This window comes from Arthrobacter sp. AG1021 (assembly GCF_003633665.1).
GTDB classification, from domain to species: domain Bacteria; phylum Actinomycetota; class Actinomycetes; order Actinomycetales; family Micrococcaceae; genus Glutamicibacter; species Glutamicibacter soli.
Window position 1 is genome coordinate 12,073 of sequence record NZ_RBLB01000007.1, and the last position, 24,643, is coordinate 36,715.

Sequence of the window (24,643 nt, forward strand, 5' to 3'; positions counted from 1 at the left end):
CGTCGAGGGACGGGCCTAGCTGGAGTAGGCGGAGTTCTCGTGGACGTAGTCGTGGGTCAGGTCGTTGGTCAGCACCGTGGCCTGCGCGGTGCCCGCGTTCAGGTCGATGTCGATGGTGACGTTGCGATCTTCCAGCGAAACCAGCGAGCGGTCCTCGCCCACGCCGCCGTTCTTGCAGACCCAGACGCCGTTGATGGCGACGTTCAGCTCGTCCGGTTCGAAGGCGGCCTGGGTGGTGCCGACCTCGGAGAGCACGCGTCCCCAGTTCGGGTCCTTGCCGAAGACCGCGGTCTTGACCAGGTTCGAGCGCGAGACGGCCTTGGAGACCTCCAGGGCGTCGGCCTCGGTGGCGGCGTTGAAGGTGCGGATCGCGATGGTGTGCTCCGCGCCCTCGGCGTCGTCGATCAGGCGGGCTGCCAGCTCCTGACAGGCGTCGGTCAGCGCGGCGGTGAATTCGGCGGCGTCCGGGGTGATGCCCGAGGCGCCGGAAGCCAGCAGCAGCACGGTGTCGTTGGTGGACATGCAGCCGTCGGAGTCGGCGCGGTCGAAGCTCATCGCGGTGGCGCTGCGCAGCGCGGCGTCCAGCTGCTCGCTGGTGAGCGCCGCGTCGGTGGTCAGCACGACCAGCATGGTGGCCAGCGCCGGGGCGAGCATGCCCGCGCCCTTGGCCATGCCACCGATGATGACCTGGCCGGTGGTGGAATCCCCCACCACGCGGCTGACCTGCTTGGAGACCGAGTCCGTGGTCATGATGCCGGCGGCGGCCTGGTCGGAGGCGTCCTGGGTACCGGCCAGCGCGGCGGCGGCCGCGGCGATGCCCGGCAGCAGCTTGTCCATCGGCAGCTGCTGTCCGATCAGGCCGGTGGAGGCCACTGCGACGTCGCCGGCGGAAACCTTCAGCAGGTCCGCCACGTATTCGGCGCTGCGGTGGGTGTTGCCGAAGCCCTCGGCGCCGGTGCAGGCGTTGGCGCCGCCGGAGTTCAGCAGCACCGCGTCGATGCGGCCGTCGGCCAGCACCTGGCGGGACCACTTGACCGGGGCGGCTGCCACGCGGTTGGAGGTGAAGACGCCGGCTGCGGCGAAGTCGGGTCCGAGGTTGCGCACCAGGACCACGTCGTTCTTGCCGGTGGACTTCAGGCCCGCCGGAACGCCGGCGGCGGTGAAGCCCGCCGGGGCGGTGACGCCCAGGGCGTTGGCGGATGGGTGGGTATTGGTGTGGGCGAGGCTCACGGGGCGACTCCTTGCATGAGCAATCCGGTGTTTTCTTCCAGTCCCAGCGCGATGTTCATCGACTGGACTGCGGCACCTGCGGTGCCCTTGGTCAGGTTGTCCAGCGCCACCGAGACGATCACGCGGTTGGCGTGGGTGTCGAAGGCCAGCTGCAGCTGGACGTGGTTGCTTGCCTGCACCGCACCGGTGGTCGGCCACTGGCCCTCGGGCAGCAGGTGGACGAACAGCTCGTTGTCGTAGGCCGCGGCCCAGGCCTCGCGCAGTTGCGCTTCGGAGACCCCGGACTTCACCTTGGCGGTGGCGGTGGTCAGGATGCCGCGCGGCATCGGGGCGAGCGTCGGGGTGAAGGAGACGGTCACCGGTTCGCCGGCCAGCTTGGAGAAGCCCTGTTCCATCTCCGGGATGTGGCGGTGCACGCCGCCCACGCCGTAGGTGCTCATGGAGCCCATAACCTCGGCACCCAGCAGGTGGGTCTTGGCGCTCTTGCCGGCACCAGAGGTACCCGAGGCGGACACGATCACCACGTCGTCCGGTTCCAGCAGATTGGCCGCGAAGCCGGGAGCCAGCGAGAGCTGGCCGCCGGTCGGGTAGCAGCCGGGCACCGCGATGCGCTTGGCGCCGACCAGCTTTTCGCGCTGGCCGGGCAGCTCGGGCAGGCCGTAGGGCCAGGAACCGGCGTGCTTGGTGCCGTAGAACTTCTCCCAGGCCTCGGCGGATTCCAGGCGGAAGTCGGCTCCGGCGTCGATGACCAGGGCGGATTCGGGCAGCTGCTCGGCCACGGCGGCGCTGGCGCCGTGCGGCAGGGCCAGGAAGACGACGTCGTGCCCGGCGAGGTTTTCCACGGTGGTGTCCACCAGGACGCGGTCGGCGAGCGCATGCAGGTGCGGGGCAATGCCGCCCAGGCGCTGCCCGGCCTGGGAATGCGCAGTGATGGCGCCAATTTCTACGTCGGGGTGGGCGGCCAGGATGCGCAGAACCTCGCCGCCGGCGTACCCGCTGGCACCGGAGACAGCAACTGAAATCGTCATGACCAGAGCTTACCGCAAAATATGCATAGAGGCTAATAAATATTCATAACTTAGTTTGTCATGAAGTCCGACATGGGCGCTTTCGACCAGCCACCATGCAGGCTCGAGTCATAGACTGGGCCTAGCAGTGGCCCGGGCGATGCGGGCCGACGTCAATCTTCCACAGGAGCGCTCCCCCATGCAGCAGCAAGCCATACTCGTTGCCGAACCCTCGGATGCCAAGGGGCTGGTTCTGGGACAGGCGCCCATTCCGTCCGCGGGGCCGGGGCAAGTGCAGGTGAAGGTCGCCGCCGCCGGAGTCAACTTCATCGAAACCTACCAGCGCAGCGGCGTCTACAAGGTCGACTACCCGTTCACCCCGGGCTCGGAGTTCTCAGGAGTCGTCACCGAAGTCGGGCAGGGCGTGCAGAACTTCGCCGTCGGCGACCGGGTCGCGACCGCCTCCGGCACCGCCGGCTACGCCCAGTACGCGGTAGTCGATGCCGCACGGGCGGGCCACGTTCCCGCCGGCGTAGACCTGCAGGTGGCCGCCGCGCTGCCGCTGCAGGGCATGACCGCCCACTACCTGGTGAATTCGAGCTACATCGTGCGCGAGGGAGATGTCATCCTGACCTACGCCGGCGCCGGCGGCGTGGGACTGCTGTTGACCCAGCTGCTCAAGCTCAAAGGCGCTACGGTGATCACCACCGCCAGCACCCAGGAGAAGAAGGACTTGGCCAAGGCGGCCGGTGCGGACTACGTGGTGGACTACGGCCAGGTGGCTCAGACCGTCGAAAAGGTCACCGACGGCCAGGGGGTGCATGCGGTCTACGACGGCATCGGCAAGGACACCTTCGAGACCTCGCTGACCGCGCTGCGCCGCCGCGGCACCCTGGTGCTGTTCGGCGGAGCCAGCGGCCAGGTGCCGGACTTCAACCTCCAGCGGTTGAACGCCGGCGGCTCGCTGACCGTCACCCGACCGAAGCTCGACGACTTCATTGCCACCGAATACGAAATGCACTGGCGTTTCGGCGACATCTTCCGCTGGGCCTCCGAAGGCAAGCTGGATGTGCGCATCGGCGCGAGCTTCCCGCTGTCCGAGGCCGCGGCGGCCCACACCGCATTGGAGTCCCGCAGCACCACGGGCAAGGTGCTGCTCGTTCCCTAGCCTCGGCGCCGCGGCTGCGGGGCCTGTGCCCCGCGGCAGGCGGCCTCCCACCATAATCGACTACCTGGAAGGTGAGCTGTTGGCTTCACTGGCGATGTCCTGGCTCCTGGGAGCGGGCCTGTTCCTGCTGTTGTTCTACGCAGTGTTCAGTGCCAAGTCCGAGAATTCGGATGGCGGCCACGGCCGCCACGTGCATCGGAACCGGCAAAGCTCGGCGCGGGCCAAGGCCATCCAGCGCACCAGCATGCGCCAGCGCTTCGCCAATGACTTTTCCTCCTTCGGCGTCGTCGACTGGGCACTTTTTGCCGGAGCGCTGTGCTTCCTGGCTTTCGCCGTCGCCCGGACCGCGGCGCTGCTGGCCTGATCCGGCCTCCGGCCCGCGGCCGGCCCTCATTTCCCCCGTACCGACAACCCACGGAGTTCACCAGTGGAACATCTTCCCCGGGAGCAACGAAGTCCCGCCAATGATGCCGAGATCAAGGACTACCTGCACCGACTGGGCCTTCCGGGGCTGATCGACCTGCATGTGCATTTCATGCCGCAAAACGTGCTGGACAAGGTCTGGGCGTTCTTCGATGGCCGCGAAGCGGATGGCGACCTGCCGTGGCCGATCAGCTACCGCACCGACGAGGCGCAACGCGTCGCGACCCTGGAGCAGCTGGGCGTCGCCCGGTTCAGCACCCTGAACTATGCGCACCGCCCGGGCATGGCCGACTGGCTGAACGAGTACTCGAAGAACTTCGCGGCGCTCCATCCGCAGGCCATCGCCTCCGGGACCTTCTATCCCGAGGAGGGCACCGAACAGCAGGTCAGGGACTGCCTCGAATCGGGCGTTGAGGTCTTCAAGATCCACGTCCAGGTCGGAAACTTCGATCCCAACGATCCGCTGCTGGATCGGGCCTGGCAGCTGGTGGCCGAAGCCCGCACCCCGGTCATCATCCACTGCGGCAACGGCCCGCTCAAGGGGCAGCACACCGGTATCGAGCCCATCCGCCGGCTGCTGGCGCGCCATGAGGACTTGGTGCTGGTGATCGCCCATGCGGGGTTGCCTGACTACCGCGAGTTCGCCGAGCTGGCGCTGGAGCACCCGAACGTCTATCTCGACACCACCATGCTGGCCACCGATTTCACGGAGCAGTTCGCGCCGATGCCCGAAGGCTACCGCGCACTGCTGGCGCAGCTGGCAGGCAAGGTCGTGCTCGGCACCGACTTCCCCAATATCCCCTACCCCTACAGCCACCAGCTCCAGGCCCTCGACGCCCTGGGCCTGGGCGAGCAGTGGATGCGCGAGGTCCTCTGGGAAACGCCGCAGCGCCTGCTGGCCCAGGTGCGCGCGGCGGTCTAGCCAGCTCGGGCGACCGGCGCAGATCGAGCCGGTGCGGCCACCTGCTCGACAACTTCGGGTGCAGCGCCCTAGAAACGGGAGGAACCGCCGGCGCCGGAGAAACTGCCGCCTCCGGAGTAACCGGTGGAGACTCCGGAGGACGAGCTGGCCGCCTGGCGGGAACTGTTCACTGCCTTGACCGCGGATTGATAGCCGATGTTGAAAGCACTGACCCGCCAGAAGAATTCTGCCGGGCTGGTGACGTCCAGGATCGACCCGCCGCTGCGGGTTCCGGTGGAGGCGTAGCGTTGCTTGCGCAGCTTCGCGCGCATTTGCTTTTCTTCGGCCTCGGACTTGGCGTAGGCGCCGATCCGCGCGGCGGCGTAGGCGTCGAGGCGTTCGGTTAATTGCTTGCGCAGTTCGCTGAGCCGGTCCAGGGCGGTATCGACATCGATCACCTGCGCGGCCAAGTCCGTGCCGACGGCCTGCACTTCCTGCTGCGCCGTGTCGGCGAATGAGCGCAGCGCGCTCCCGGCCGGGCCCAGCTTCTTGTCCGGGCCGCCGAGCAACTCGGGGAGTTCCGCCAGGTCTTCAAGGATCGGAGCCGTCTGCGCCCGCCAGGCCTCTTGCCACGTGGCAGACCTGGTGTAGAGCGCTGCGGCGGCGATGATCGCGTCATCGGTCGCGTCCAGCTGCTGGGCGGTATCGATGAAGTCCTTGGACAGGGCGACACCGGAGCCGGAGGAGCGGGTTTTCTTCGTCGCGGCTTCAAGCTCCTGTTGCCGGGCGAACAACGTGCGGTACTTGGCCATGAAATCGGCGAAACGACGTTCCAGATCCGCCGCATGGCGCGAGCCAGTCGGCAAGGTACGGGCGGACAGCTCGGTGGTATCTAAATCCATGGTCACATTGCTTAGATGCTCCCGTCCGGTGCTGAGGTTCGCTTCGAACTCCTTGCGCCGTGAAGCCCTGACACCGAGAACCACCAAACCCGTCGCTCCCGCGGCGCCGCTGGCGACACCGGTGGTGATCCACAGGGCGGGGTTCTTGTACCATGGTCGGTTCATGATCTTCGCGCCCTTGGCGCCAACGGCGATCACGCCGTCGGTCCAGCGCGAGAGGTTGAAGTCCTCATATCCTGCCTCGTGGATGGATTCCATCTGGCTCGTTGAAACCTTGCGGTCTTCGCCAAAGTAGGTTCCGATCTGGCCGTCGCCGTGTCCCTCAACCGAGAGTGTGATGATGAAGTATCCGTCGGCCCAATAGTCGCCGTAGTCCTCGGCATCTTGCGAGATCCATTCAGGATGCTCCTCCCTTGCGAACGCGAGTGTTTCGCTGTTGATGTCGTCGGAGTATTCGCCTTGGCGGGAGAAGACCGCAACCTTTGTAGGCTCGTTGAAATCGATGCTTGAGAGGGCGTCCTTGATCTTCTCATCATTGAGGACATCGGCCGTGTCGTAGACGCTGATGCCCTCCAGATTCGCTCCGGCGGCGACGCCGATCGTTGAACTGCTGGCAGCAGCTGCCGGCAGTCCCGGGGCTAGCCCCAACAGGACCACGGCCGCCGCGGCAGAGCATCGAGTCAAAGAGTGGCGAAATTGCATGTGCAGAACTCCGGTCCAATAGCAGGTCGATCATCGCAACAATGGCTTTAAGCCATCGTATCGGCTATTTCAAACGAAGTCTTGAACCTCAATTGCATTCCCAACTGCCCACGCAGTTCGGATGGCCGCCGCGGGCCACGCTGAGGATGAAGCGGCCGGACCCAAGCGGCGCGAAGCCATTGTCCCGGATCGCTCGTCTCGCGAACGGCCATCGCACTACGAGACTCGGGGAGGCCGGAAGTAGTCCACCAGGAATCCAAGGAGCAAACCCGCGGCGATGACGGCGAGCGCTGGCAGGATCACCAGAGGGCCGACATAATCCCGGATATCGATCCCCGCGAGCGGTTTGCCGAAGAAGGCGCAAAGCAGGTACACGATCGCCAGCACCATGCCGACGCTGGCAATGGCCCGGCCCTGCGTGCGCCGCTTTCGTTTCGGGAACTGCTTGGCGTACTCCTCGGCAGGGCCGAATTCCGTCTCGACGGAGGTTCCCGCTGTGTTCTCATAGGACCGAACCTCTTTGAGCGTCTCAGCGATCTCCGCTTCAGGCATGCCCTGCATCCGCAGGTTGAAGGCCAGCTTCCGTTCGTAGTTCATGATTTCTCCTGGCTGGTCGTTCGGATGCTGGTCAAGGCCCGGGTCATGCCGGTCCACGCGGCTTCAGCACGCAGAAGTTCCGCCTCGCCCTGCGGCGTGAGCTTGAAGAGCTTGCGCGGAGGTCCCGCGTGCTCTTGCGTCCACAGGTGCTGCGTAAGCTTCTGTTCGTCCAACCGCTTCAGCAGCGGGTACAGCGTCCCACCCTTGATCCGCGCAAAACCGTGCTGGCGAAGCTTCTCGGCAATGGCGTACCCGTGGTTCTCCCCGTGGCTCAGCACCGCAAGCACCGCCTGCGGCAGCGCGGCCCGCGTCAGTTCCGGATAGTCTTCAAAATCTTCCATCCTTAGATATCCTCACTAGCCAGGAAGCCTTACAACCCAATTCGCTGAATATAGCTCTCAGGGATGATCAGCTCTCCACTGCCCTGCGCCACTTGGCGCAGGACTCCTCGTGCCCCGCCGGCAGCTCGGACTCGCACGCGGGAGCGCAGGTCGACGGTATATCAGAGATGCGGGTAACACTTCGTCCGGAACCGATGGCCTTGCAGACTTTCGAATTCAACGCTTCGTCGCATATCAGACCAGCAATAATGATGGGGGAAGAACCAAGAACTCCGAAAGGATGAAACCCTTTCATGTCAATGCGTGTTACAAGTGGTTGTAAAATCGGAGGATGACTAGCATTGACGATTCCGGCGCAGCCGTACTTCCTGAAGCCGAACGCGAAGTTCTCACCTGGGACACCTTCGGTGTGGCATCCCGCGAACTGGCACAGACCGTTGTCGACAGCGGTTTCGAGACCGACGTAGTCGTGGCCATCGCCCGCGGCGGACTGCTGTTGGCCGGTTCCATCGCCTACGCCTTGGGCGCCAAGGCCTGCGGTGCCCTGAACGTGGAGTTCTACACCGGCATTGGCACGGTTCTTGAGGAGCCAGTGGTGCTTCCTCCGATGCTGGACGAGGGCGCGCTGCACGGCAAGAACGTGCTGCTCGTTGACGACGTCTCGGATTCCGGCCGCACCCTTGCCAAGGTCGTCGACCTCATCTCCGAATGGGGCGCAAACGTCAAGACCGTTTGCCTCTACACCAAGCCGCGCACCATCATGGTTCCCGACTACGAATGGCGCCGCACCGACAAGTGGATCACCTTCCCATGGTCGGATTTGCCACCTGTCGAGAAGACCGTATCCGGCAGCTAGAACCGTCAAAGCACTCTGCTGACATGCCGGGGAATGCGAACCCTTCGTTCCATTCCTCGGCATTCACTTTTAAACTTGTCCCACGACAGAACCCGTGCGTTTGACGCCCTTTTCCACAGCGGATCATGATTTCCTGGCCAAGCTCGCCAGTGATCCGCGTGTCACGGCCTTTATCGGCGACGGCAGGCCGTGGACGGGCCCCTATCTTTCGCGACGAATGGAGCAGGCGCTGCAGGATCCGGGCGTCCAATGGTTTATCGCTTGGCAGGGAAAAAGACTCCGGTGGGATTCTTCACTGCCACGCGCAAGTGGGTTGACCCGCAGTTCTGGGGACGGGGCATCGCCAGCCACATGATCCCCCAGAGCGTGTCATAGCTGGCCGACCAGGGCGCCACGGCGTTTATCGCCAGGGCATTAAGGAACAATACCGGTTCGCTCAAGTTGCTGGAGCGCAACGGATTCACCACGCACGGCACCGATGCTGAGGACCTGGTCACCCTGGCCCTGCGGATCGCCCCGAATACCTACCGCTCGGCAGACTCCGAAGTTTCGGAAGACGGCTTGTAGCCGTCTCTGAATTCTTGTTCGCGCTGCTGGTCCTGCGCTGGTTCGTCCAGATGCGTTCCCGCACCGCGCTGGATCAGCAGCACCGCGCCCCACGCAATGGCGATAGCCGCCACGACAGCCATCGCTCCCAAAACCACAACGAGCAGGCAAGCCCCCGTTTTCCGCGCAGCAGACATGCGTTCCCCTTTCGCACCGAATCAACCCAAGCCACAAGTCTAGCCCGTGGACAAGGCCGGCCGTTCACGCGTTCGCATCCTAGCCAGGACGGGCTTCCTGAGATGATAATGCTCTGCATACCTCAATTGCGGCGGAGGGTACCACCATGGAAATCAACTACGGCTTGTACTACCGGCTGGGCTTGCACCCCTGGGAACACTACGCCAAGCTCCACCTCGCCAACTTCGAGCATCAGCTGCAGGTCGAAATCGAGCAGCATGCAGGTGCATCCCCCGGTGTTCTCCCCCGGGCCATTGATCTCGGCTGCGGCAGCGGGATCCACTGCCGCCGCATGGCCGCGGCAGGTTTCGAGGTAGTCGGCGTGGATGCGCAGCAGCGGGCCCTGGTCCGTGCCCTTTACCAGGTCGGGCCGCACGAGACCTACCTACAAGCCGACGTGACAGACCTGTCCGAGCTGGCGCCGGGGTTCAATTTCTTCCTGGATTCCGGGTGCCTGCAAGGTCTGGCCGGCGAAGCCCGCAGCCGCTACGGGCATGCGGTCGGCCGGCTCGCCGCGCCAGGCGCGACGTTCCTGACCCTGCAATTCGGCAACTCGCGATTCAACTCGTTTATCGGAGGGATCTCCCGCGAAGAGCTGCAGGACGTCCTTCCCAGTGGGCGCTGATCGACGACTACCCAGCCGAAACCCGCGGGCTGGGCTGGTTCCAGAAGCAATCCCGGCCGCACTGGTACCGATTCCTGTACCGCTAGCGGACAAGGGAAACGCCCCGCCTCCCCGGGGGTCCGAAGAGGCGGGGCGTGTTGCGCTGTTGCGTCCTAGCGCTGGACGGCGCCGAACTTCTCGGCGGCCACGGCCACCGCGGCGGCACGCGCCTCGGAAGCCTCGTCAGCGGTCAGGGTGCGGTCGGTGGCGCGGAAACGCAGGCCGAAGGCCAGCGACTTCTTGCCGTCCTCGATGCCCTTGCCCTCGTAGACGTCGAACAGCGCGACGTCTTCCAGCAGCTCGCCGGCGCCTTCGCGCAGGGCAGCCAACACGTCGCCGGCCACGACCTCGCGGTCGACCACCAAGGCAACGTCCTGGGTGGCCAGCGGCTGGGTGGACAGGTGCTCGGCGACCACCACTGCGGGGGCGGCGTCCATCACGGCTGCGGCATTCAGCTCGAAGGCTACGGTGCGCGCCGGAAGATCGGCATCCTTCAGCAGGGCCGGGTGCAGCTCGCCGGCGTAGCCGACGATCTCGCCGTTCAGCTTCAGCGCCGCGGCACGGCCCGGGTGGAACGCCTGGTGGCTGCCCTGGGCGATCTCCAGCTCGGTGCCCAGGATGTCGGCGACGGTGCGCGCGGCATCCAGTGCGTCGGCCCAGTCCCAAACGCGCGGGGCGAACCCGGCGGCGGCCGGAGCCTCATGGCCGGTGAACACGCCGGCGATCTGCCATGGCTGGTTCGGCACGCCGGCGAAGAGCTCGGCCAGCACCTCGTCGCTCGGCTTGGCGCCCAGCGGGGGAAGCACACTGGAACCCAGCTGCACGCCCGGAAGGAAGACCAAGCCGCCCTCGTACAGGGCCAGGTCGCGGAAGCCGCGGCCGTTGTTGCGGCGGGCGGTGTCCAGCAGGCCCGGCAGCAGCGAGGTGCGCAGGAAGCGGAATTCCTTGGAGATCGGGTTGGCCAGGGTGATGGCCTTGACCTGGTCCCCGGCCTGCGCCGCGCCGAAGGTGTTGTTCTGCGCCTCGGAGACGAACGGGTAGCAGAGCACCTCGGTCATGCCGAAGTCGGCCAGGCCCTGCAGCACGCGGCGGCGCTGGGACTGGGAACGGCTCAGGCCGCGGCCTGGAGGGGCTACCGGCAGGGTAGCAGGGATCTGGTCGTAGCCGATCACGCGGGCGACCTCTTCGACCAGGTCTTCCTTGATGGCCAGGTCCGGGCGCCAGCTCGGGGCGGTCACGGTGAAGCCGGCGGCGTCCTGCGACACCTCGGCGCCGATGCCCTCCAGCGCGGAGATGATCTGCGCATCGGTGTAGTCCACGCCGATCAGCGCCGAGGCGAAGCCTGCGGGCAGCACGATCTGCGCGGCCTGCGGCACGGCTCCGGCGTCGGTGATCTTGGCGGTCTCGGTGCCGCCGGCCAGCTCGACCAGCAGGTCCACGGCGCGCTGCGCGGCGATCTGCATGATGCGCGGGTCCACGCCGCGTTCGAAGCGCTTGGAGGCTTCGGAGGGCAGCTTGTGGCGGCGCCGCGAGCGGGCGATGGACACCGCGTCGAAGTGCGCGGCCTCGATCAGCACGCGGGAAGTCGCATCCGACACCTCGGTGCTGGCCCCGCCCATGACGCCGGCGATGCCGATGGCGCCGGACTCGTCGGTGATCAGCAGGTCCTCGACCGACAGCTCGCGTTCCTTCTCATCCAGGGTGGTGAGCTTCTCGCCGGCTGCCGCGCGGCGCACGGTGATGGCGCCGGAGAGCTTGTCCGCGTCGTAGAAGTGCAGCGGGGAACCCAGCTCCAGCATCACGTAGTTGGAGATGTCCACTGGCAGGGAGATCGAGCGCATCCCGGCCAGCTGCAGGCGCGAAGCCATCCAGCGCGGGGTCGGACGGGTCGGGTCGATGCCGGTCACCTCGCGGGTCACGAAGCGGGTGCAGCCCGCCACGCCGTAGATCGGCGCGTCATCGGCGAGCACCACCGGGTGCCCGGCTTCGGCGGCGTCCGTGACCTGGACCTTGGAGGCCGGATCGGTGAACGCGGTGCCGGTGGCCAGCCCGTATTCGCGGGCCACGCCGCGGATCGAGAAGCAGTAGCCGCGGTCAGGGGTCACGTTGATCTCCGCGGCCTGGTCGTCCAGGCCGAAGAGCTCGAGCACGTCGGTGCCCAGCTCCGGGTCCAGGCCCAGGCGGGAGAGCACGATGATGCCGTCGTGGTCGTCGCCGATGCCCAGCTCGCGGCTGGAGGCGATCATGCCGGCCGAGGTGTGGCCGTAGGTCTTGCGCGGGGAGATCTTGAAGTCGCCGGGCAGCACGGCGCCCGGAAGGGTGACGACCACCTTGTCGCCCTCCACGAAGTTGTGCGCGCCGCACACGATGCCCTGCACGCCGGAGGGGTCGATGCCCTTGCCGGTCAGGGTCTGCTCGGCGCCCTCAGGCACCACGCGGACCTGGCACCAGTTGATGGTCTTGCCGTTGGAGGCTTCCTCCTTGACCAGCGAGAGCACCTGGCCGACCACGATCGGCCCGGAAAGCTCGTCGGAGGGGCGGTGGACGTCTTCTTCCTCCAAGCCGACCTTGACCAGGTCCGCCATGAGGTCTTCGGCCGAGGCATCGGCAGGAAGCTGCGTGTACTCGCGCAGCCATGACAGTGGAATACGCATAACTTAGATCTCCATCCCGAAGTGCTGGCTGAAACGTACGTCGCCCTCGATCATGTCGTGCATGTCCGGGACGTCGTTGCGGAACATGAGCGTGCGCTCGATGCCCATGCCGAAGGCGAAGCCGGAGTATTCCTCCGGATCGATGCCTGCGGCGCGCAGCACGTTCGGGTTGATCATTCCGCAGCCGCCCCACTCGATCCAGCGCGGGCCGCCTTTGGCGCCCGGGTGCCAGATGTCGAGTTCGGCGCTCGGTTCGGTGAACGGGAAGTAGGCAGGGCGCAGTCGGATCTGCGCTTCGGCGCCGAACATCTGCCGTGCGAAGTGCTCCAGGGTTCCGCGCAGGTCGGCCATGGTCAGGCCCTTGTCCACGGCCAGGCCTTCGAACTGGTGGAAGACCGGGGTGTGGGTTGCGTCCAGCTCGTCGGTGCGGAAGGTGCGGCCCGGGCATAGCACGTAGACCGGGACTTCGCGTTCAAGCATGGAGCGGACCTGCACCGGGGAGGTGTGGGTGCGCAGCACCAGATGGGCGTCTGCAGGCTCGATGAAGAAGGTGTCCTGCATTTCGCGGGCCGGGTGGTCCGGCTTGAAGTTCAGCGCGTCGAAGTTGAACCACTCGGATTCCACCTCGGGGCCTTCGGCGATCTCCCAGCCCATGCCCACGAAGATGTCCGAGACGCGGTCCTGCAAGACCGACAGCGGGTGGCGGGCTCCGGCGCGGCGGCGGCGCGGGGCGGCGGTGACGTCGACGGTTTCCTCGACGAGGATGCGTGCGGCTTCGGCTTCTTCCAGCACCACGGTGCGGGCGGCCAAGGCCTTGTTGACCCGTCCGCGGGCGCCGCCCACGAGCTTGCCGGCGACGGCCTTTTCCGACTTGTCCAGCTTGCCGATCTGGCGGTTGGCCAGCGACAGCGGCGACTTCTCGCCGGTGTGCGCCAGGCGCGCTTCCTTCAGCTCGGTCAAGTCCCCGGCGGCTTCGATGGCCGCCAGGGCGGCTTCTACTGCCTGGGAAATCGCGGCTTCATCGGTGGGGTGCGGAATGTTCGGCTCCGCGTCCGGAGCCGTTGATGGTGTCTGATCAGACATGGGATCGATCGATCCTTACTCTTATCTTGTAATTACTCGTTCAAGCACTTTGCTTCTATTCTATTGCCAAGGGCCCGTCTTCGTTTCAACGATGACGGGCCCTGAGCGTGGCACTGCTTACGCAGCTGCGGTGAAATCCGCGTTAGTGGGATTCCTTGGCGGCCTTGGGGCTGAAGGCGAGCACGAAGACCAGGGTCAGCACGAGCAGCGCGCCGCCGAAGATCGTCGAGTAGAACAGCGAGAAATCTGCCTTGCCGGTCGCCTGGTAGGTCTCGGCGCCCTGGATCAGGTCGAAGGTCACGGTGTGGTGGTCGACCTCGCCTGCGGTGGTGGAAACGATCGCGCCCGGGAAGGTCACCGCGAAGTTCGCCTCGGTGAAGCTGGAGTCCACGGCGGTCTGGCCGGTGCCCGGCATCGAGAAGCTGAACTCCTGGCCGTTGCCGGAGATGGCGACCGGGAAACCGAAGACGGTGAAGGCGTCGGCAAGCTCCGTGAAGGTCATGGTCTTGGCGGTGGTGAAGGCCAGTCCGACGTTTGTGCCGTCATCGATGTCGGTGGTGGTCCAGACGCCGGCCAGCTGGGAGTTCAGCTGGTCCATGTTGACCTGGGTGGCCAGCAGATCCTGGAAGTCCAGGCCCTGGAGCGCGTCCTTTTTCATGGTGACCTCGACGGTACCGGTGGCCTTGTCGTCGCCCTGGATGCTGACGCCGGCGTTCATGCTGACGCAGCCGGACAGGGCCAGCACGGCAGCGAATGCCAGCGCAATGACGCTAATTAGTCTCTTCACGGAGACGCTCCTTGAATTCTTGGGGACGTGGCTAGCTAGCCACTGTTGACGCTATATACCAGTCTACGGGTGTCCGGCCAGATGGCCGATTCGGCTCAGATTTAGACAGGCCCGGACGATCGGCGCATCGGCGGGAATCCACTGAACCGCTTCGCCCAGCGAATCGTCCAGGTCGAGCCACGCCAGTTGGTCGTGGCCGTCCAAAGGCTGTGGTTCCCCTTGCGTGATGACGGCGAACCAGACGCGCATCGCTGCCTTGTCGTTCAGTGGCCAGCCCTGCGCCAGCGGACCGGTAATTTCGGCCCCGAGGCTCAGCTCGACACCCAGTTCCTCGCGCAGTTCGCGGTGCACCGCTGAGGTGTCGGACTCCCCCGGTTCGACCTTGCCGCCGGGGAATTCCCACAGGCCGGCCAAGGCTTCGGGACGGTTGCGGCGCGCGGCGAGCATCCGGGTCGGCGAGGTGAGGTCGTCGACGATCGCCACCGCGACGATCTGCTTCAGTGGGGTATTCATTCAGGTTTGCTTCCCTCGGGGTCGATTGCGGTCGGTCAGCGCTGCGCGCGGGCCGAGCCGTAGAGGCAGACCGTGGCCGCGGTTCCGACATTGAGAGACTCGGCGACACCGTACAGCGGAACTGCGACGCGGAAGTCGGCCGAGGCTTTTTCGTGGTCGTCCAGTCCTTGGCCTTCGTTGCCGAACAGCCACATGGTGGCAGATTCAAGCACGGGTTCGGTTCCCTCGGAAGGGGTGGCGCTTCCAGCGTGGGCGCGCAGCACCGCCTGGTCCTGCAGGGTGTCGAGGTTGTGGGCTGCATAGCCGTCGGCTGCCAGCACCTGGACGCCGGTAGCCTTGGCAGCCGCCGCGAGGTGGTCGAATTCGATGTTGCTGAGCACCGGGAGGTGGAACAGCGAGCCCACCGTGGAGCGCACGGCTTTCGGATTGTAGATATCCACGCTGCCCTTGGTCAGCACCACCGCGTCCGCGCCGGCGGCGTCGGCTGCGCGCAGGATGGTTCCGGCGTTGCCCGGGTCCTGGACGCGGCAGAGCACAGCAATCAGTTTCGGCTTGGCTTCCAGCACCTCGCTGAGTTGCGGCTGGCTCATGGCCACCACCCCCAGGATCCCCTGCGGGCTCTGCGTATCCGCCATGGCGAGCAGCACTTCCCCGGTGACGAGGCGAGGTGTCAGCTTGCTGTCGGCCAGCAGCGCGTTGAACTCGGGGTGGCTTTCAAGGAATCCGGGAACCGCATAGATGTCCTGGATGAGGTTGTCGTTGTGCCGGTGCGCCAGCAGCGCTTCCCGCACGGCCTGCGGGCCTTCGGCGAGGAACTGACCGGTGGCTTCACGTCCCTTGCGGCTGGCAAGCCGCGCGACGGCCTTGACCCTGTCGGCGCGTGGATTGGACATGAGCTCGGGCGAATAGGTCATGATTCGAGAATACCGGTAGAAACACCAAAGGGCGGGATCCGCACCTAGTGCGGATCCCACCCTTTGGTGTGATCTCTCTAATAAAGAGGAAGTAGATTTACTTCATCTTCTGGCGGGCTTCGCCGCCGGCAGGCTCGAAGCCTGCGGCCTTGGCAGCCTCGATGGAGTTGAACCAAACTTCAGCGTCAGTCTGCTCGTACCAAGTCGAGCCCGGTACGTGGTACTTGTTGGAGCCTGCATTGCCCTTGATGATGAAGCCCTCTGGGACCTCAGCACCTTCAACTACCTTGAAGACGCCGTTTGCTTGCGTAGCCTCTGCGGCTGGGGCCTTTGCGGCCTCTGGAGCAGCGGCAGCAGCCTTAGCAGCAGCCTTTGGGGCTGCAGCGGCTACTACCTTAGGCGCTTTTGGGGCGTTGACGTCAGCCGGCAGGGCACCCTTTGCTACCTGAACCAGAGTGGCGAATGCGTTGGAGTCCGAGACAGCCAGCTCGGCAAGCATGCGGCGGTCAACCTCGATCTCAGCGGCCTTCAGGCCCTGGATCAGACGGTTGTAGGTCAGACCGTTGGCGCGGGATGCAGCGTTGATGCGCTGGATCCACAGGCGGCGGAAGTCACCCTTGCGCTTGCGACGGTCGTTGAAGCTGTAAACGAACGAGTGGAGCAGCTGCTCCTTGGCCTTGCGGTACAGGCGCGAACGCTGACCGCGGTAGCCCTTGGCGCGTTCCATTACGACGCGACGCTTCTTGTGGGCGTTTACTGCCCGCTTCACACGTGCCACGTGTGTTCTCCTTCAAGTTGGTTCCCCAGGCCGCGGTGGCGGAATGGGAGAAGTCTATGGGTGGTGGGGTGATGCTTCCCCGAATTGCGAAAGGGAGGCTTAGAGGCCCAGCATCCGCTTGATGGTCTTCACATCGGCCTTTGCGACCAGCTGGTCAGAAGCCAGGCGACGGGTCAGTCGCGAGGACTTGTGCTCCAGGTAGTGACGGCGGTTAGCCTGCTGGCGGACGAGCTTACCGCTGCCGGTAACCTTGAAGCGCTTCTTGGCGCCACTGTGAGTCTTGAACTTCGGCATAGCTGCCGTTCTCCTTACGTGCTCCACACGGCAATTGAATGACGTGTAGGGATCATCCGAAGCGGGCCCCTTGCGAAAGGTGACCGCTGCTGTTCTCTTGTAGTTGGATCTTCCAAGGAAGTTCCTTCACCGTCTAGCGGTGACGGGCTCGAAAGCCCAACAGGCTTGGCTAGGCGTCGCCTTCAGCTGCTTGGCGTGCCTGCTCCAGCTTGGCGCGAGATTCCTCGTCCATCGCTGCTGCGACATTCTGGCCTTCGGTCTCGGCTGGAGCGTCGGTGCGGATCTTGCGCTTGGCCGAATCACGGCCACCCGACTTCTGCTGCTGTTCGCGGCGAGCCTCGGCCTTGTTCTTCAGCGGACCTACAACCATGACCATGTTTCGGCCATCGATGCGCGGGCTGGATTCAATGACGCCAACCTCGGCGACATCCGCTGCAAACTTCTCCAGCAGGCGGATACCCATCTCGGGACGCTGCTGTTCACGACCACGGAACTGGATCATGGCCTTGACCTTGTCACCGGCGCCCAGGAAGCGCAGTGCGTGGCCGACCTTGGTCTGGTAGTCGTGGGTGTCAATCTTCAGGCGGAAGCGAACTTCCTTCAGGACCGTATTGGTCTGGTTCTTGCGAGCTTCGCGAGCCTTGACAGCGGCTTCGTACTTGTACTTGCCGAAGTCCATCAGTTTGCACACTGGAGGCTTGGCGTTGGGTGCCACCTCGACCAAGTCCAGATCGGACTCGTGAGCCAGTCGAAGCGCGTCCTCGATGCGGACGATGCCTACCTGCTCACCATTGGGGCCGACGAGACGTACCTCTGGCACGCGAATGCGCTCATTAATGCGTGGATCGCTGATGTGTCACTCCTGAAATCCTAAGTTCCATACCCGCAAACGAAGAAGGCCTCCGGCTGCGATTGCAGGCGAAGGCCACAGTGACGACACAATGGATCTGCGGAAATTTCCGAGTTCCATCTTGGATATGCTCAGGCATATCCTGCCGAATTACCCGGAAGCCTCAAAACGGCGACAGCGGGTGGGAGTTGGCCTCCACTTGCTTGGCTCAATACTAATACGATCCGTCCGCCCGGCGCGAACCGGTGGACCCTGACTGCATGTATCGAGTCGGTCTGTGACAAGCTTAGCAGTATGAGTACCGAAGACACCAACTCGCATCAGCACTCCGTCGACCAGCAGGTGCGTGACATCGCTGAGGTCGCTGCAGTAGAGATCATCACGACCGCTGCCGTTCACCTGATGAGCGCCGCCGCCGTCAAATGCGGCCTGGCCGAAGGCGATGACGCAAATGAACTGAAGGATTTGGACGAAGCCCGCAAGCTGATCACCGCCCTCGCCGGCCTAGTCACCGCGGGTGCACCTGAGATTGGTTCGCAGCATGCAGCGCCGCTGCGCGACGGCCTGCGTAGCCTGCAGCTGGCCTTCCGCGAAGCCTCGCTGATCCCCGACGCACCAGGCAAGGGCCCGGGCGAAAAGTTCACCGGACCGGTCAACTAGGCTTCGATCCGAAAAAATATTAGAGATTAAGATCATCCTCGGTCCGGCACATTGTGCCGAACCGAGGATGATTTTTTGTTCTTGTAACTGAAGATCCGCGTAAACGTTATCTACGCCATCTACGCCGCGATGCGGGTACGGGTGCGCTGCCGGCGGACCCGGCGGCGAATCTGCTGGGCAAGCAATGCCAGGACAACAACGATGATGGCCAGCGAACCGATGCCGACGAATGCCAGCGGGGGGCCGAAATTGTCGACCATCACGCCGGTCATCGGGGACCCCAACGCCGTGCCGCCGGTCATGGCCGACCCGTACCAGCCCATGGCCTCGCCACGGCGCTTTTCAGCCACCAGGTCGGTCAGCCACTCCGAGGCGGCGGACAAGGTCGGTGCGCACATGAAGCCAGGCAGCGCGGAGAAGATCGCCAGAGACAGCGGATCCCAGGCGAAGAACATCGGGATCGTCAAGATCGCCATGAGCAGCAGCAGGACAAGGGGCGAAATATTGCGGCGCATGGCGCCGTACAGCAGGCCGCCAATCAAGGATGCGCCGCACCAAAACAGGAACACGAGGCCAAGCTGTTCGCTGTTCCCGCCAGCTTCAAGTTCAGCCACGATGGATACCTCGGTGCCGGTCAGCAGCATTCCTGCTCCGGAGGCCGCGATGAAGACCGCGAGCACCGAGGCGCTGACCCAGTTGAAGCGGTCTTTGAAGTTCTTGCCGCGCTTCTTGATCCTGGCACGCGCAGATTTCATGCCGGCCAGAATCAATTCGCCTTCAACTTCCGGCACGCCTACCGGAGCCGCGGCGATGAAGCTCGCCTCGGCGCCGAGCCGTTCTTCGTGAGCGTTGGACTTGTTTGCCGACGCCTTGGGGTCGGCGCTGCTGGTCGGAGGGTTCAAGAGCATCATGGCCAATCCGGCCGCCGAGGCCGTCACGCCGATGACGCTCAGCCCGATGGTGCTTGAAATCTGCGTTGCCACGATACCTGCGGCTGCCGGGCCGACGATGAACACCAGTTCGGTGGCGGTGGCATCCAGGGCGAACGCGGTGCGCCGTTGCTCGCCGGTGGTCATCACGCCCAAGGCGGTTCGGACCACGGAGAAGACCGGCAGGGCGAAGAGCCCGCCGATGAAAGCCAGCGGATAGATCCATACCAGCGGGACGTGCGGGACTGTGCACCAGACCGCTGTTTCGACGATGACCGAGGGAATCAGCGCCCTGCGCAGACCCCACATGTCTACGCGGGCACCGCGCCAAGGTGCGCCGATCGCGATGCCAATGGTCATCAAGGCTGTCACCAAGCCGGCGGAAACCCAGCTCTGGTCCAGGTTCGTGACCAGATGGAGCAAAAGCAGCATGCCCAACGCCGAATGAGGAAGCCGAGCGACCATGCCGATAACCAGCAGCGAAGCGATCTGAGGCTGACGCAGGATCTGCCAGTAGTTCTTCATGACGCGGAGTATTCCTCTTCGTGTAGGCCCCACCCTAGCTGGATGAGCTGAGCAAGCTGATTTCTATCGAGTCCACCGCCTCGGCGAACTCGGGTTTTCGAGCCAATAGCCCGTGAATATTTGTCGCGATCTCTCGCGCATCGTTTTCGCTGGTTCCTGCCGCGAAAACGAACTGCAGGTTCAATTCCGGTCCGGAGCCGCCTCCGGGCACTGCGTTGCCCTGCGCATCTCGTGAACCAACTCCTCGGCCTGGTGCTAGCTGCACTTTGCGAAGCTGGGCGTAGCCACTCGTCGCGTCCTGGACGATTTCAGCAATGCCCTGGTTCAGATAGCTCGGTGTCCATTCGATCTGCTTGGCAAGGTTCCACATGCCCGGTCGTCGAAGGACGAACGTGTAGTCGCCGCCCGGATCCAGCACCAGTAATTGGCATTCTTCGCTGACCGCAGACAACGCGGCGCGCGGGGCGTAGACCGCGACTGGTCTCGCTTCGTTGTGCCAGGCCTGGAGCCGCTCCACGGTGGTGAACACCGGCAAGGCCATGCGTCCGTCCGGCCCCTTGATCTTGACCAGGGCCATGTCGGCTTCCTTGTCGGAGGCGAAGCCGTGCTCGGTCATCGCTTCTTCGCCAAGCTGGGCTACTACTGCAACGAAAACCCGGGCGTTGGCCAGCGACTGGTGGACGCCGGACTCGCTGCCGTTGCCGGCTCGCAGATCAGCCAGCGCCTGCATCACCGCCTCATCTGCCAGTCCGTCGTCCTTGTCGAACTTGTGCAGCGGGTTTTCATCACCGGCCAGGTCCCGGCCTTCCCAGCTTTGACCTGCGGAATCAGTCGGGGAACCTGCCTGCGCCAGTGCCGCGGCGATATGTCCGGGCAGGTGGCGCTTGGGTGCGGATTCAGGTTGCGCGGTGCTCATAGATCCATGCTATCTGTGAGAACCCCGGTGGAAGAACAAGTTTCAGGGACTCGGGCATGAGCTTGCCCACGAGACCTTGGGCACACTTCAGATATTCGGGCCTGGCCACAACGCGGCGGATGTGGCATCTTGAAATGATAATGCGCAAGGACACGGAATCCGAGAGCCTGTTTGCCACGGCAATGCCGGGCTATCTCCCGCAGGGCGCAGTTCGCGGCCTGGGCGGGGGCTCATCCGTCCCCCGCCGTTGGCCACAGACGCCGCAGGAGGTTCATATTCGGCTTCATAAAAAATCGTGGACCGGCTGGATTTTTCCAACCGATCCACGACTTCAAAGGTCTGGCTCAGACCTATTTAGCGACGGCCTGCCACATCAAGCGCCTCGGGCAGCGTGAACTGCCCCGAGTACAGGGCCTTGCCCATGATGGCGCCTTCGATGCCTTCCGGCACCAACGCACGCAGAACACGCAGGTCTTCGAGGGAAGAGATACCGCCCGATGCGACAACCGGCTTGTTGGTTTTCGAGGCGATCTCGCGCAGCAATTCAACGTTGGGTCCACGCAGGGTTCCGTCCTTCGTGACGTCAGTGACGACGTAGCGCGCACAGCCGGCATCCTCCAAGCGGGCAAGCACCTCCCAGAGGTCTCCCCCGTCCTTGGTCCAGCCATGGCCGGAGAGCGTAGTGCCACGCACATCCATGCCCACGGCGATCTTGTCGCCGTGGCGGGCAATGGCCTTGCGGGTCCACTCCGGGTTCTCCAGTGCGGCCGTCCCGAGGTTCACGCGGGTGGCGCCGAATTCCAGTGCGCGATCTAGTGACGCGTCATCACGGATTCCGCCGGAGAGCTCAACCTTGATGGACAGCTCCTGGGCGATTCGCTGGACGATCTCGATGTTGCTGCCGCGACCGAAGGCGGCGTCGAGGTCGACCAGGTGCAGCCATTCTGCACCGTCGTTCTGCCAGGCCAGCGCCGCTTCCAGAGGGTCGCCGTATCCAGTTTCGGATCCGGCTTCACCCTGAACCAGGCGAACCGCCTGTCCGCCGGCGATATCTACTGCGGGAAGCAGTTCGAGAATTGGTTGCTCACTCATGTTGTCCTTCTTCGAAAGTTTGAAACTAGAGGGTCAAGACCCATGCTGCGATGACACAACCAGCTGCCAGGCCCCACGCGGCAATGATCCACGACAGGTGCGCTTTCTGGTTCTTCAAGGAGATTGCTCCGCCGGCAAGAAATGCGCCGACCCCGAGGAGTACGATCGACCACATTCTAGAGAGTCTCCAGCCAGTTGCTCAGCAGCTTCTTGCCAGCTTCGCCAGACTTCTCCGGGTGGAATTGCACTGCCGACAAGGCACCGTTTTCAACGGCTGCGATGAATGGGGTTCCGTGGGTGGACCAGGTAACCTGCGGCGGAGTCATTGCCGGCTGGGTGACGTCGAATTCCCACTTCTGCACTCCATATGAATGCACGAAGTAGAAGCGCTCGTTTTCGATACCTGCAAAGAGCTTGGTGTTTTCCGGCGGACGAACGGTGTTCCAGCCCATATGCGGGATGACATCAGCCTGCAGCCGCTCTACGGTGCCTGGCCACTCGCCAATACCCGCCGTCTTGACGCCGTGTTCCACGCCTTCGTCGAAGAAGACCTGATGTCCAACGCAGATTCCGAGCACGGGCTTGCCGCCGGCGATACGGCGACCGATCCAGCGCAGTGCACCGAGCTTGGTCAGCTGGTCCATGACCGATGCGTAGGCGCCGACGCCGGGAACGACCAGACCGTCAGCCGCTTGGACCTTGTCCGCGTCTGCGGTCAGCTCTACCTCGGCTCCGGCGGCTTCAAGCGCACGCACTGCCGAGCGAACGTTGCCCGAACCGTAGTCCAGGACAACAACTTTCTTTTTTGCCACTTAAAGGGCACCCTTCGTGGATGGAATCTTGTCGCCCATGCGTTCGTCGTGCTCGACGGCTTCGCGCAAGGCACGGGCGAAGGACTTGAACTGCGCTTCGACGATGTGGTGCGGGTCGCGGCCCGAGAGCACCTCGATGTGGGCACAAATCTGCGCGTGGAACGTGATCGCTTCGAAAACGTGACGGGTCATCGAACCGGTGAAGTGTCCACCGATCAGATGGTATTCCTGGCCGGCCGGCTCGCCGCCGTGCACCAGGTAGGGGCGCCCGGAGACATCTACAACGGAGCGGGCTAGTGCTTCGTCCAGCGGTGCGTAGGAAGTGCCGAAGCGGCGGATACCCGCCTTGTTGCCCAGGGCAACACGCAGCACCTCGCCGATGGTGATCGCGGTGTCTTCCACTGTGTGGTGTACGTCGATATGGGTGTCGCCGGTTGCACGCACGGTGAGGTCGATCAGCGAGTGCTTGGACAGGGCAGTGAGCATATGGTCGAAGAACGGCACGGTGGTGCTGATCTCCGAGACGCCTGAGCCATCGAGATCCAGTTCAACGAATACCGAGGATTCGCTGGTGACTCGTTCCATACGGGCGCGACGTGCGCCAATCAATTCGGCAGACATGTCTTCCTTCGCTTGTCTTTTCTACTTCTGTGCGCTGAGCAGTTCGGTCAGCCGCTCCAAGAAGGCGGTGGTTTCGGCCTCAGTTCCCGCGGTGACTCGCAGGGTGCCGGCGATTCCGTTGTCACGGATGATGATTCCGGCGTCGAGAAGCCCCTGCCAAATGGCGTGGGGGTCGTCCAGGCCGCCGAAAAAGACGAAGTTCGAGTCTGAAACCGAAGGCTTCAAACCCAGCTCGGTCAAGGTGCTCACGATGCGGTCGCGCTGGGTCTTGATTTCTTCGACCTGTGCAAGCAGAAGGTCAACGTTCTTCAGCGCGGCAATGGCGGTCGCCTGGGTCACTGCAGAGAGGTGGTAGGGCAGGCGGACAAGCCGAATCGCATCGGTGACTTCCGGTGCCGCAGCCAAGTAGCCCACTCGGGCGCCAGCCAAGCCGAAGGCCTTGGACATCGTGCGGCTGACAATCAAGCGCTGGCGACCTCCGAGGAGGCTCAGTGCCGACTTGGTATTGGCCAGTGAAAATTCAGCGTAGGCCTCGTCGACGATGACCATAGCGTTGGTCTCGGAGGCTGCCTCGTAGACAGCCTCGATGACATCCAGTCCCAATGCCGTGCCGGTTGGGTTGTTCGGAGAGCAGAGGAAAACGATATTCGGTGTGTGCTCGCGTACCTGCGCGGCAGCAGAGTCGGCCGAGAGAGTGAAATCATCGGCGCGTTGGCCGGCGATGTATTCGGTATCGGTTCCGCTGGCCAGCAGCGGGTACATGGAATAAGTGGGGCCGAAACTCATGACGCTTCGACCGGGGCCACCGAAGGCTTGCAGGATCTGCTGCAGGATCTCATTGGAACCGTTCGCGGCCCAAATGTTCTCGCGATCCAGATCGTGGCCCAGGTACTTGGCTAGGAGTTCACGCAATTCCACGAATTCACGATCCGGGTAGCGATTCAGCGTGGCCGCTGCCTTGGAGACTTCTTGAGCGATTGCATCAATCACGGTCTGCGGAAGCGGATGGGTGTTCTCATTGACATTCAGCTGAATTGGTACGTCAATTTGTGGCGCACCGTAAGGGGACAGCCCGCGGAGATTCTCACGCAAGGGCAGCTGACTCAATAGTTCACTGCGGACATTCACGTCATTAAGTCTAATGGCGCAGTCGTCGGTTCAAGAATTGGCGACAAACCTTGGTAACAATACCTGTCGCCATTTTGAGGGTTTGACCGGCTAGTTGGCCAACACCGGGATCTCCAAGGTGTCGCCAACGCGGATCTCGCTGGAGTCCAGTGCGTTGATCTCCGTGATATGCTCCATGGCCGCATTCACGTCGTAGCCTACGGCGTATTCACGGGCGAGATCCCACAACGAGTCGCCCGGGATGACGGTCACGGCCACGGTTTCAACACCTTGCGGCGAGTTGGACGCCGCCTGGGCACTTGAAGTGAACATGGTGATCAGGAATGCGGCGGCGATGGTCAGAATGAACACCGGGACCCCAACCAGCACGGCCCAGCCGCGACGATTGATGCGGATCTTCATGTGTTCTTTGGTGCGTTTCGAGTCAAGTGCGGCGGTTGCCATGACTATTCTCCTCAACAGTGGCATGATGCGAACCTGTCTTCGAATACTGTTTTCGAAGATGTGTTCGAT

Annotated in this window: 28 protein-coding genes; 6 read left to right on the top strand and 22 right to left on the bottom strand. The window is 63.9% G+C overall.

All coding sequences use genetic code 11. The features are described 5' to 3' along the window. Positions 1-15: 15 nt before the first annotated feature. Together argJ and argC are read right to left on the bottom strand one after the other, a co-directional pair. Entirely contained in the window at positions 16-1,188 is a 1,173-nt protein-coding gene (argJ, locus tag DFO58_RS05525; RefSeq protein WP_047121221.1) for a bifunctional glutamate N-acetyltransferase/amino-acid acetyltransferase ArgJ, read from the bottom strand. A gap of 38 nt (positions 1,189-1,226) precedes the next feature. Further along, positions 1,227-2,258, bottom strand: a complete 1,032-nt coding sequence (argC, locus tag DFO58_RS05530) for an N-acetyl-gamma-glutamyl-phosphate reductase (RefSeq protein ID WP_120989574.1) — start codon at positions 2,256-2,258, stop codon at positions 1,227-1,229. 178 nt (positions 2,259-2,436) lie between these two features. Here argC and DFO58_RS05535 point away from each other — a divergent pair, with 178 nt between their 5' ends. From DFO58_RS05535 to DFO58_RS05545, 3 genes are all read left to right on the top strand, one after another. Further along, a complete protein-coding gene (locus DFO58_RS05535; protein ID WP_052772615.1) occupies positions 2,437-3,405 on the top strand; it encodes a quinone oxidoreductase in 969 nt (322 codons plus the stop codon). Positions 3,406-3,484: 79 nt separating this feature from the next. Continuing rightward, entirely contained in the window at positions 3,485-3,769 is a 285-nt protein-coding gene (locus DFO58_RS05540; RefSeq protein WP_147407192.1) for a hypothetical protein, read from the top strand. Positions 3,770-3,832: 63 nt separating this feature from the next. Beyond that, on the top strand, positions 3,833-4,750 hold the full coding sequence (locus DFO58_RS05545) for an amidohydrolase family protein (protein ID WP_120989578.1): 918 nt from the start codon (positions 3,833-3,835) through the stop codon (positions 4,748-4,750). Positions 4,751-4,818: 68 nt separating this feature from the next. Here the strand turns inward: DFO58_RS05545 and DFO58_RS05550 are convergent, their stop codons facing one another. From DFO58_RS05550 to DFO58_RS05560, 3 genes are all read right to left on the bottom strand, one after another. Continuing rightward, entirely contained in the window at positions 4,819-6,333 is a 1,515-nt protein-coding gene (locus tag DFO58_RS05550; protein ID WP_120989580.1) for a DUF5129 domain-containing protein, read from the bottom strand. A 216-nt stretch (positions 6,334-6,549) separates the two neighbouring features. After that, positions 6,550-6,930 (bottom strand): hypothetical protein, encoded by a 381-nt coding sequence (locus tag DFO58_RS05555; protein WP_120989581.1) that lies wholly within the window; start codon positions 6,928-6,930, stop codon positions 6,550-6,552. Next, positions 6,927-7,271: a PadR family transcriptional regulator gene (locus DFO58_RS05560; RefSeq protein WP_120989584.1), complete on the bottom strand. Its 345-nt coding sequence runs from the start codon at positions 7,269-7,271 to the stop codon at positions 6,927-6,929. Before DFO58_RS05560 ends, DFO58_RS05555 begins: the two co-directional genes overlap by 4 nt. A gap of 331 nt (positions 7,272-7,602) precedes the next feature. On the opposite strand from DFO58_RS05560, the gene DFO58_RS05565 reads away from it, so the two are divergent. After that, positions 7,603-8,127 (top strand): phosphoribosyltransferase, encoded by a 525-nt coding sequence (locus DFO58_RS05565; RefSeq protein WP_047121177.1) that lies wholly within the window; start codon positions 7,603-7,605, stop codon positions 8,125-8,127. A gap of 524 nt (positions 8,128-8,651) precedes the next feature. Here DFO58_RS05565 and DFO58_RS18400 read toward each other — a convergent pair. Next, entirely contained in the window at positions 8,652-8,816 is a 165-nt protein-coding gene (locus tag DFO58_RS18400) for a hypothetical protein (protein ID WP_160309118.1), read from the bottom strand. 200 nt (positions 8,817-9,016) lie between these two features. Between DFO58_RS18400 and DFO58_RS05570 the strand changes: the two genes are divergently transcribed. Then, a complete protein-coding gene (locus DFO58_RS05570) occupies positions 9,017-9,535 on the top strand; it encodes a class I SAM-dependent methyltransferase (protein ID WP_120989586.1) in 519 nt (172 codons plus the stop codon). A gap of 152 nt (positions 9,536-9,687) precedes the next feature. Here DFO58_RS05570 and pheT read toward each other — a convergent pair whose 3' ends face one another. The 8 genes from pheT to infC form a co-directional block, all read right to left on the bottom strand. Beyond that, positions 9,688-12,228, bottom strand: a complete 2,541-nt coding sequence (gene pheT, locus DFO58_RS05575; RefSeq protein ID WP_120989588.1) for a phenylalanine--tRNA ligase subunit beta — start codon at positions 12,226-12,228, stop codon at positions 9,688-9,690. Positions 12,229-12,231: 3 nt separating this feature from the next. Then, positions 12,232-13,311, bottom strand: a complete 1,080-nt coding sequence (pheS, locus tag DFO58_RS05580; protein ID WP_053797722.1) for a phenylalanine--tRNA ligase subunit alpha — start codon at positions 13,309-13,311, stop codon at positions 12,232-12,234. 142 nt (positions 13,312-13,453) lie between these two features. Further along, positions 13,454-14,098: a DUF3153 domain-containing protein gene (locus DFO58_RS05585; RefSeq protein ID WP_113606581.1), complete on the bottom strand. Its 645-nt coding sequence runs from the start codon at positions 14,096-14,098 to the stop codon at positions 13,454-13,456. A 63-nt stretch (positions 14,099-14,161) separates the two neighbouring features. After that, a complete protein-coding gene (locus tag DFO58_RS05590) occupies positions 14,162-14,611 on the bottom strand; it encodes an NUDIX domain-containing protein (RefSeq protein ID WP_120989590.1) in 450 nt (149 codons plus the stop codon). 35 nt (positions 14,612-14,646) lie between these two features. Beyond that, positions 14,647-15,525: an RNA methyltransferase gene (locus tag DFO58_RS05595; protein ID WP_047121171.1), complete on the bottom strand. Its 879-nt coding sequence runs from the start codon at positions 15,523-15,525 to the stop codon at positions 14,647-14,649. Between the two features lie 97 nt (positions 15,526-15,622). Beyond that, the gene (gene rplT / locus DFO58_RS05600) at positions 15,623-16,303 is read right to left on the bottom strand and encodes a 50S ribosomal protein L20 (RefSeq protein ID WP_047121170.1); all 681 of its coding nucleotides are present in this window, start codon (positions 16,301-16,303) and stop codon (positions 15,623-15,625) included. Between the two features lie 99 nt (positions 16,304-16,402). Next, positions 16,403-16,597, bottom strand: a complete 195-nt coding sequence (gene rpmI, locus DFO58_RS05605; RefSeq protein ID WP_047121169.1) for a 50S ribosomal protein L35 — start codon at positions 16,595-16,597, stop codon at positions 16,403-16,405. 169 nt (positions 16,598-16,766) lie between these two features. Continuing rightward, positions 16,767-17,450: a translation initiation factor IF-3 gene (gene infC / locus DFO58_RS05610; protein WP_113606583.1), complete on the bottom strand. Its 684-nt coding sequence runs from the start codon at positions 17,448-17,450 to the stop codon at positions 16,767-16,769. Positions 17,451-17,741: 291 nt separating this feature from the next. Between infC and DFO58_RS05615 the strand changes: the two genes are divergently transcribed. Then, positions 17,742-18,107, top strand: a complete 366-nt coding sequence (locus tag DFO58_RS05615) for a DUF1844 domain-containing protein (protein ID WP_053797718.1) — start codon at positions 17,742-17,744, stop codon at positions 18,105-18,107. A 119-nt stretch (positions 18,108-18,226) separates the two neighbouring features. On the opposite strand, the gene DFO58_RS05620 is transcribed toward DFO58_RS05615, so the two are convergent. The 8 genes from DFO58_RS05620 to DFO58_RS05650 form a co-directional block, all read right to left on the bottom strand. Continuing rightward, positions 18,227-19,561, bottom strand: a complete 1,335-nt coding sequence (locus tag DFO58_RS05620) for an MFS transporter (RefSeq protein ID WP_120989592.1) — start codon at positions 19,559-19,561, stop codon at positions 18,227-18,229. A 34-nt stretch (positions 19,562-19,595) separates the two neighbouring features. Continuing rightward, positions 19,596-20,477, bottom strand: coding sequence for an SseB family protein (locus tag DFO58_RS05625; RefSeq protein ID WP_113606586.1), 882 nt, complete (start codon positions 20,475-20,477; stop codon positions 19,596-19,598). Positions 20,478-20,831: 354 nt separating this feature from the next. Continuing rightward, positions 20,832-21,569 carry a bifunctional 1-(5-phosphoribosyl)-5-((5-phosphoribosylamino)methylideneamino)imidazole-4-carboxamide isomerase/phosphoribosylanthranilate isomerase PriA gene (gene priA, locus DFO58_RS05630; protein WP_053797716.1) on the bottom strand — a complete coding sequence of 246 codons (738 nt, stop codon included), beginning with the start codon at positions 21,567-21,569 and terminating at the stop codon, positions 20,832-20,834. Between the two features lie 25 nt (positions 21,570-21,594). Beyond that, complete coding sequence (locus DFO58_RS18405) at positions 21,595-21,744, bottom strand: hypothetical protein (protein WP_183043112.1); 150 nt, start codon at positions 21,742-21,744, stop codon at positions 21,595-21,597. Between the two features lies 1 nt (position 21,745). Continuing rightward, positions 21,746-22,381 (bottom strand): imidazole glycerol phosphate synthase subunit HisH, encoded by a 636-nt coding sequence (gene hisH / locus DFO58_RS05635; protein WP_047121163.1) that lies wholly within the window; start codon positions 22,379-22,381, stop codon positions 21,746-21,748. Next, positions 22,382-23,002: an imidazoleglycerol-phosphate dehydratase HisB gene (hisB, locus tag DFO58_RS05640; protein WP_047121162.1), complete on the bottom strand. Its 621-nt coding sequence runs from the start codon at positions 23,000-23,002 to the stop codon at positions 22,382-22,384. It abuts the gene before it with no gap. 21 nt (positions 23,003-23,023) lie between these two features. Then, positions 23,024-24,130, bottom strand: coding sequence for a histidinol-phosphate transaminase (locus DFO58_RS05645; RefSeq protein WP_047121161.1), 1,107 nt, complete (start codon positions 24,128-24,130; stop codon positions 23,024-23,026). Between the two features lie 90 nt (positions 24,131-24,220). Further along, entirely contained in the window at positions 24,221-24,574 is a 354-nt protein-coding gene (locus DFO58_RS05650) for a LysM peptidoglycan-binding domain-containing protein (RefSeq protein ID WP_047121160.1), read from the bottom strand. Positions 24,575-24,643 lie beyond the last annotated feature (69 nt).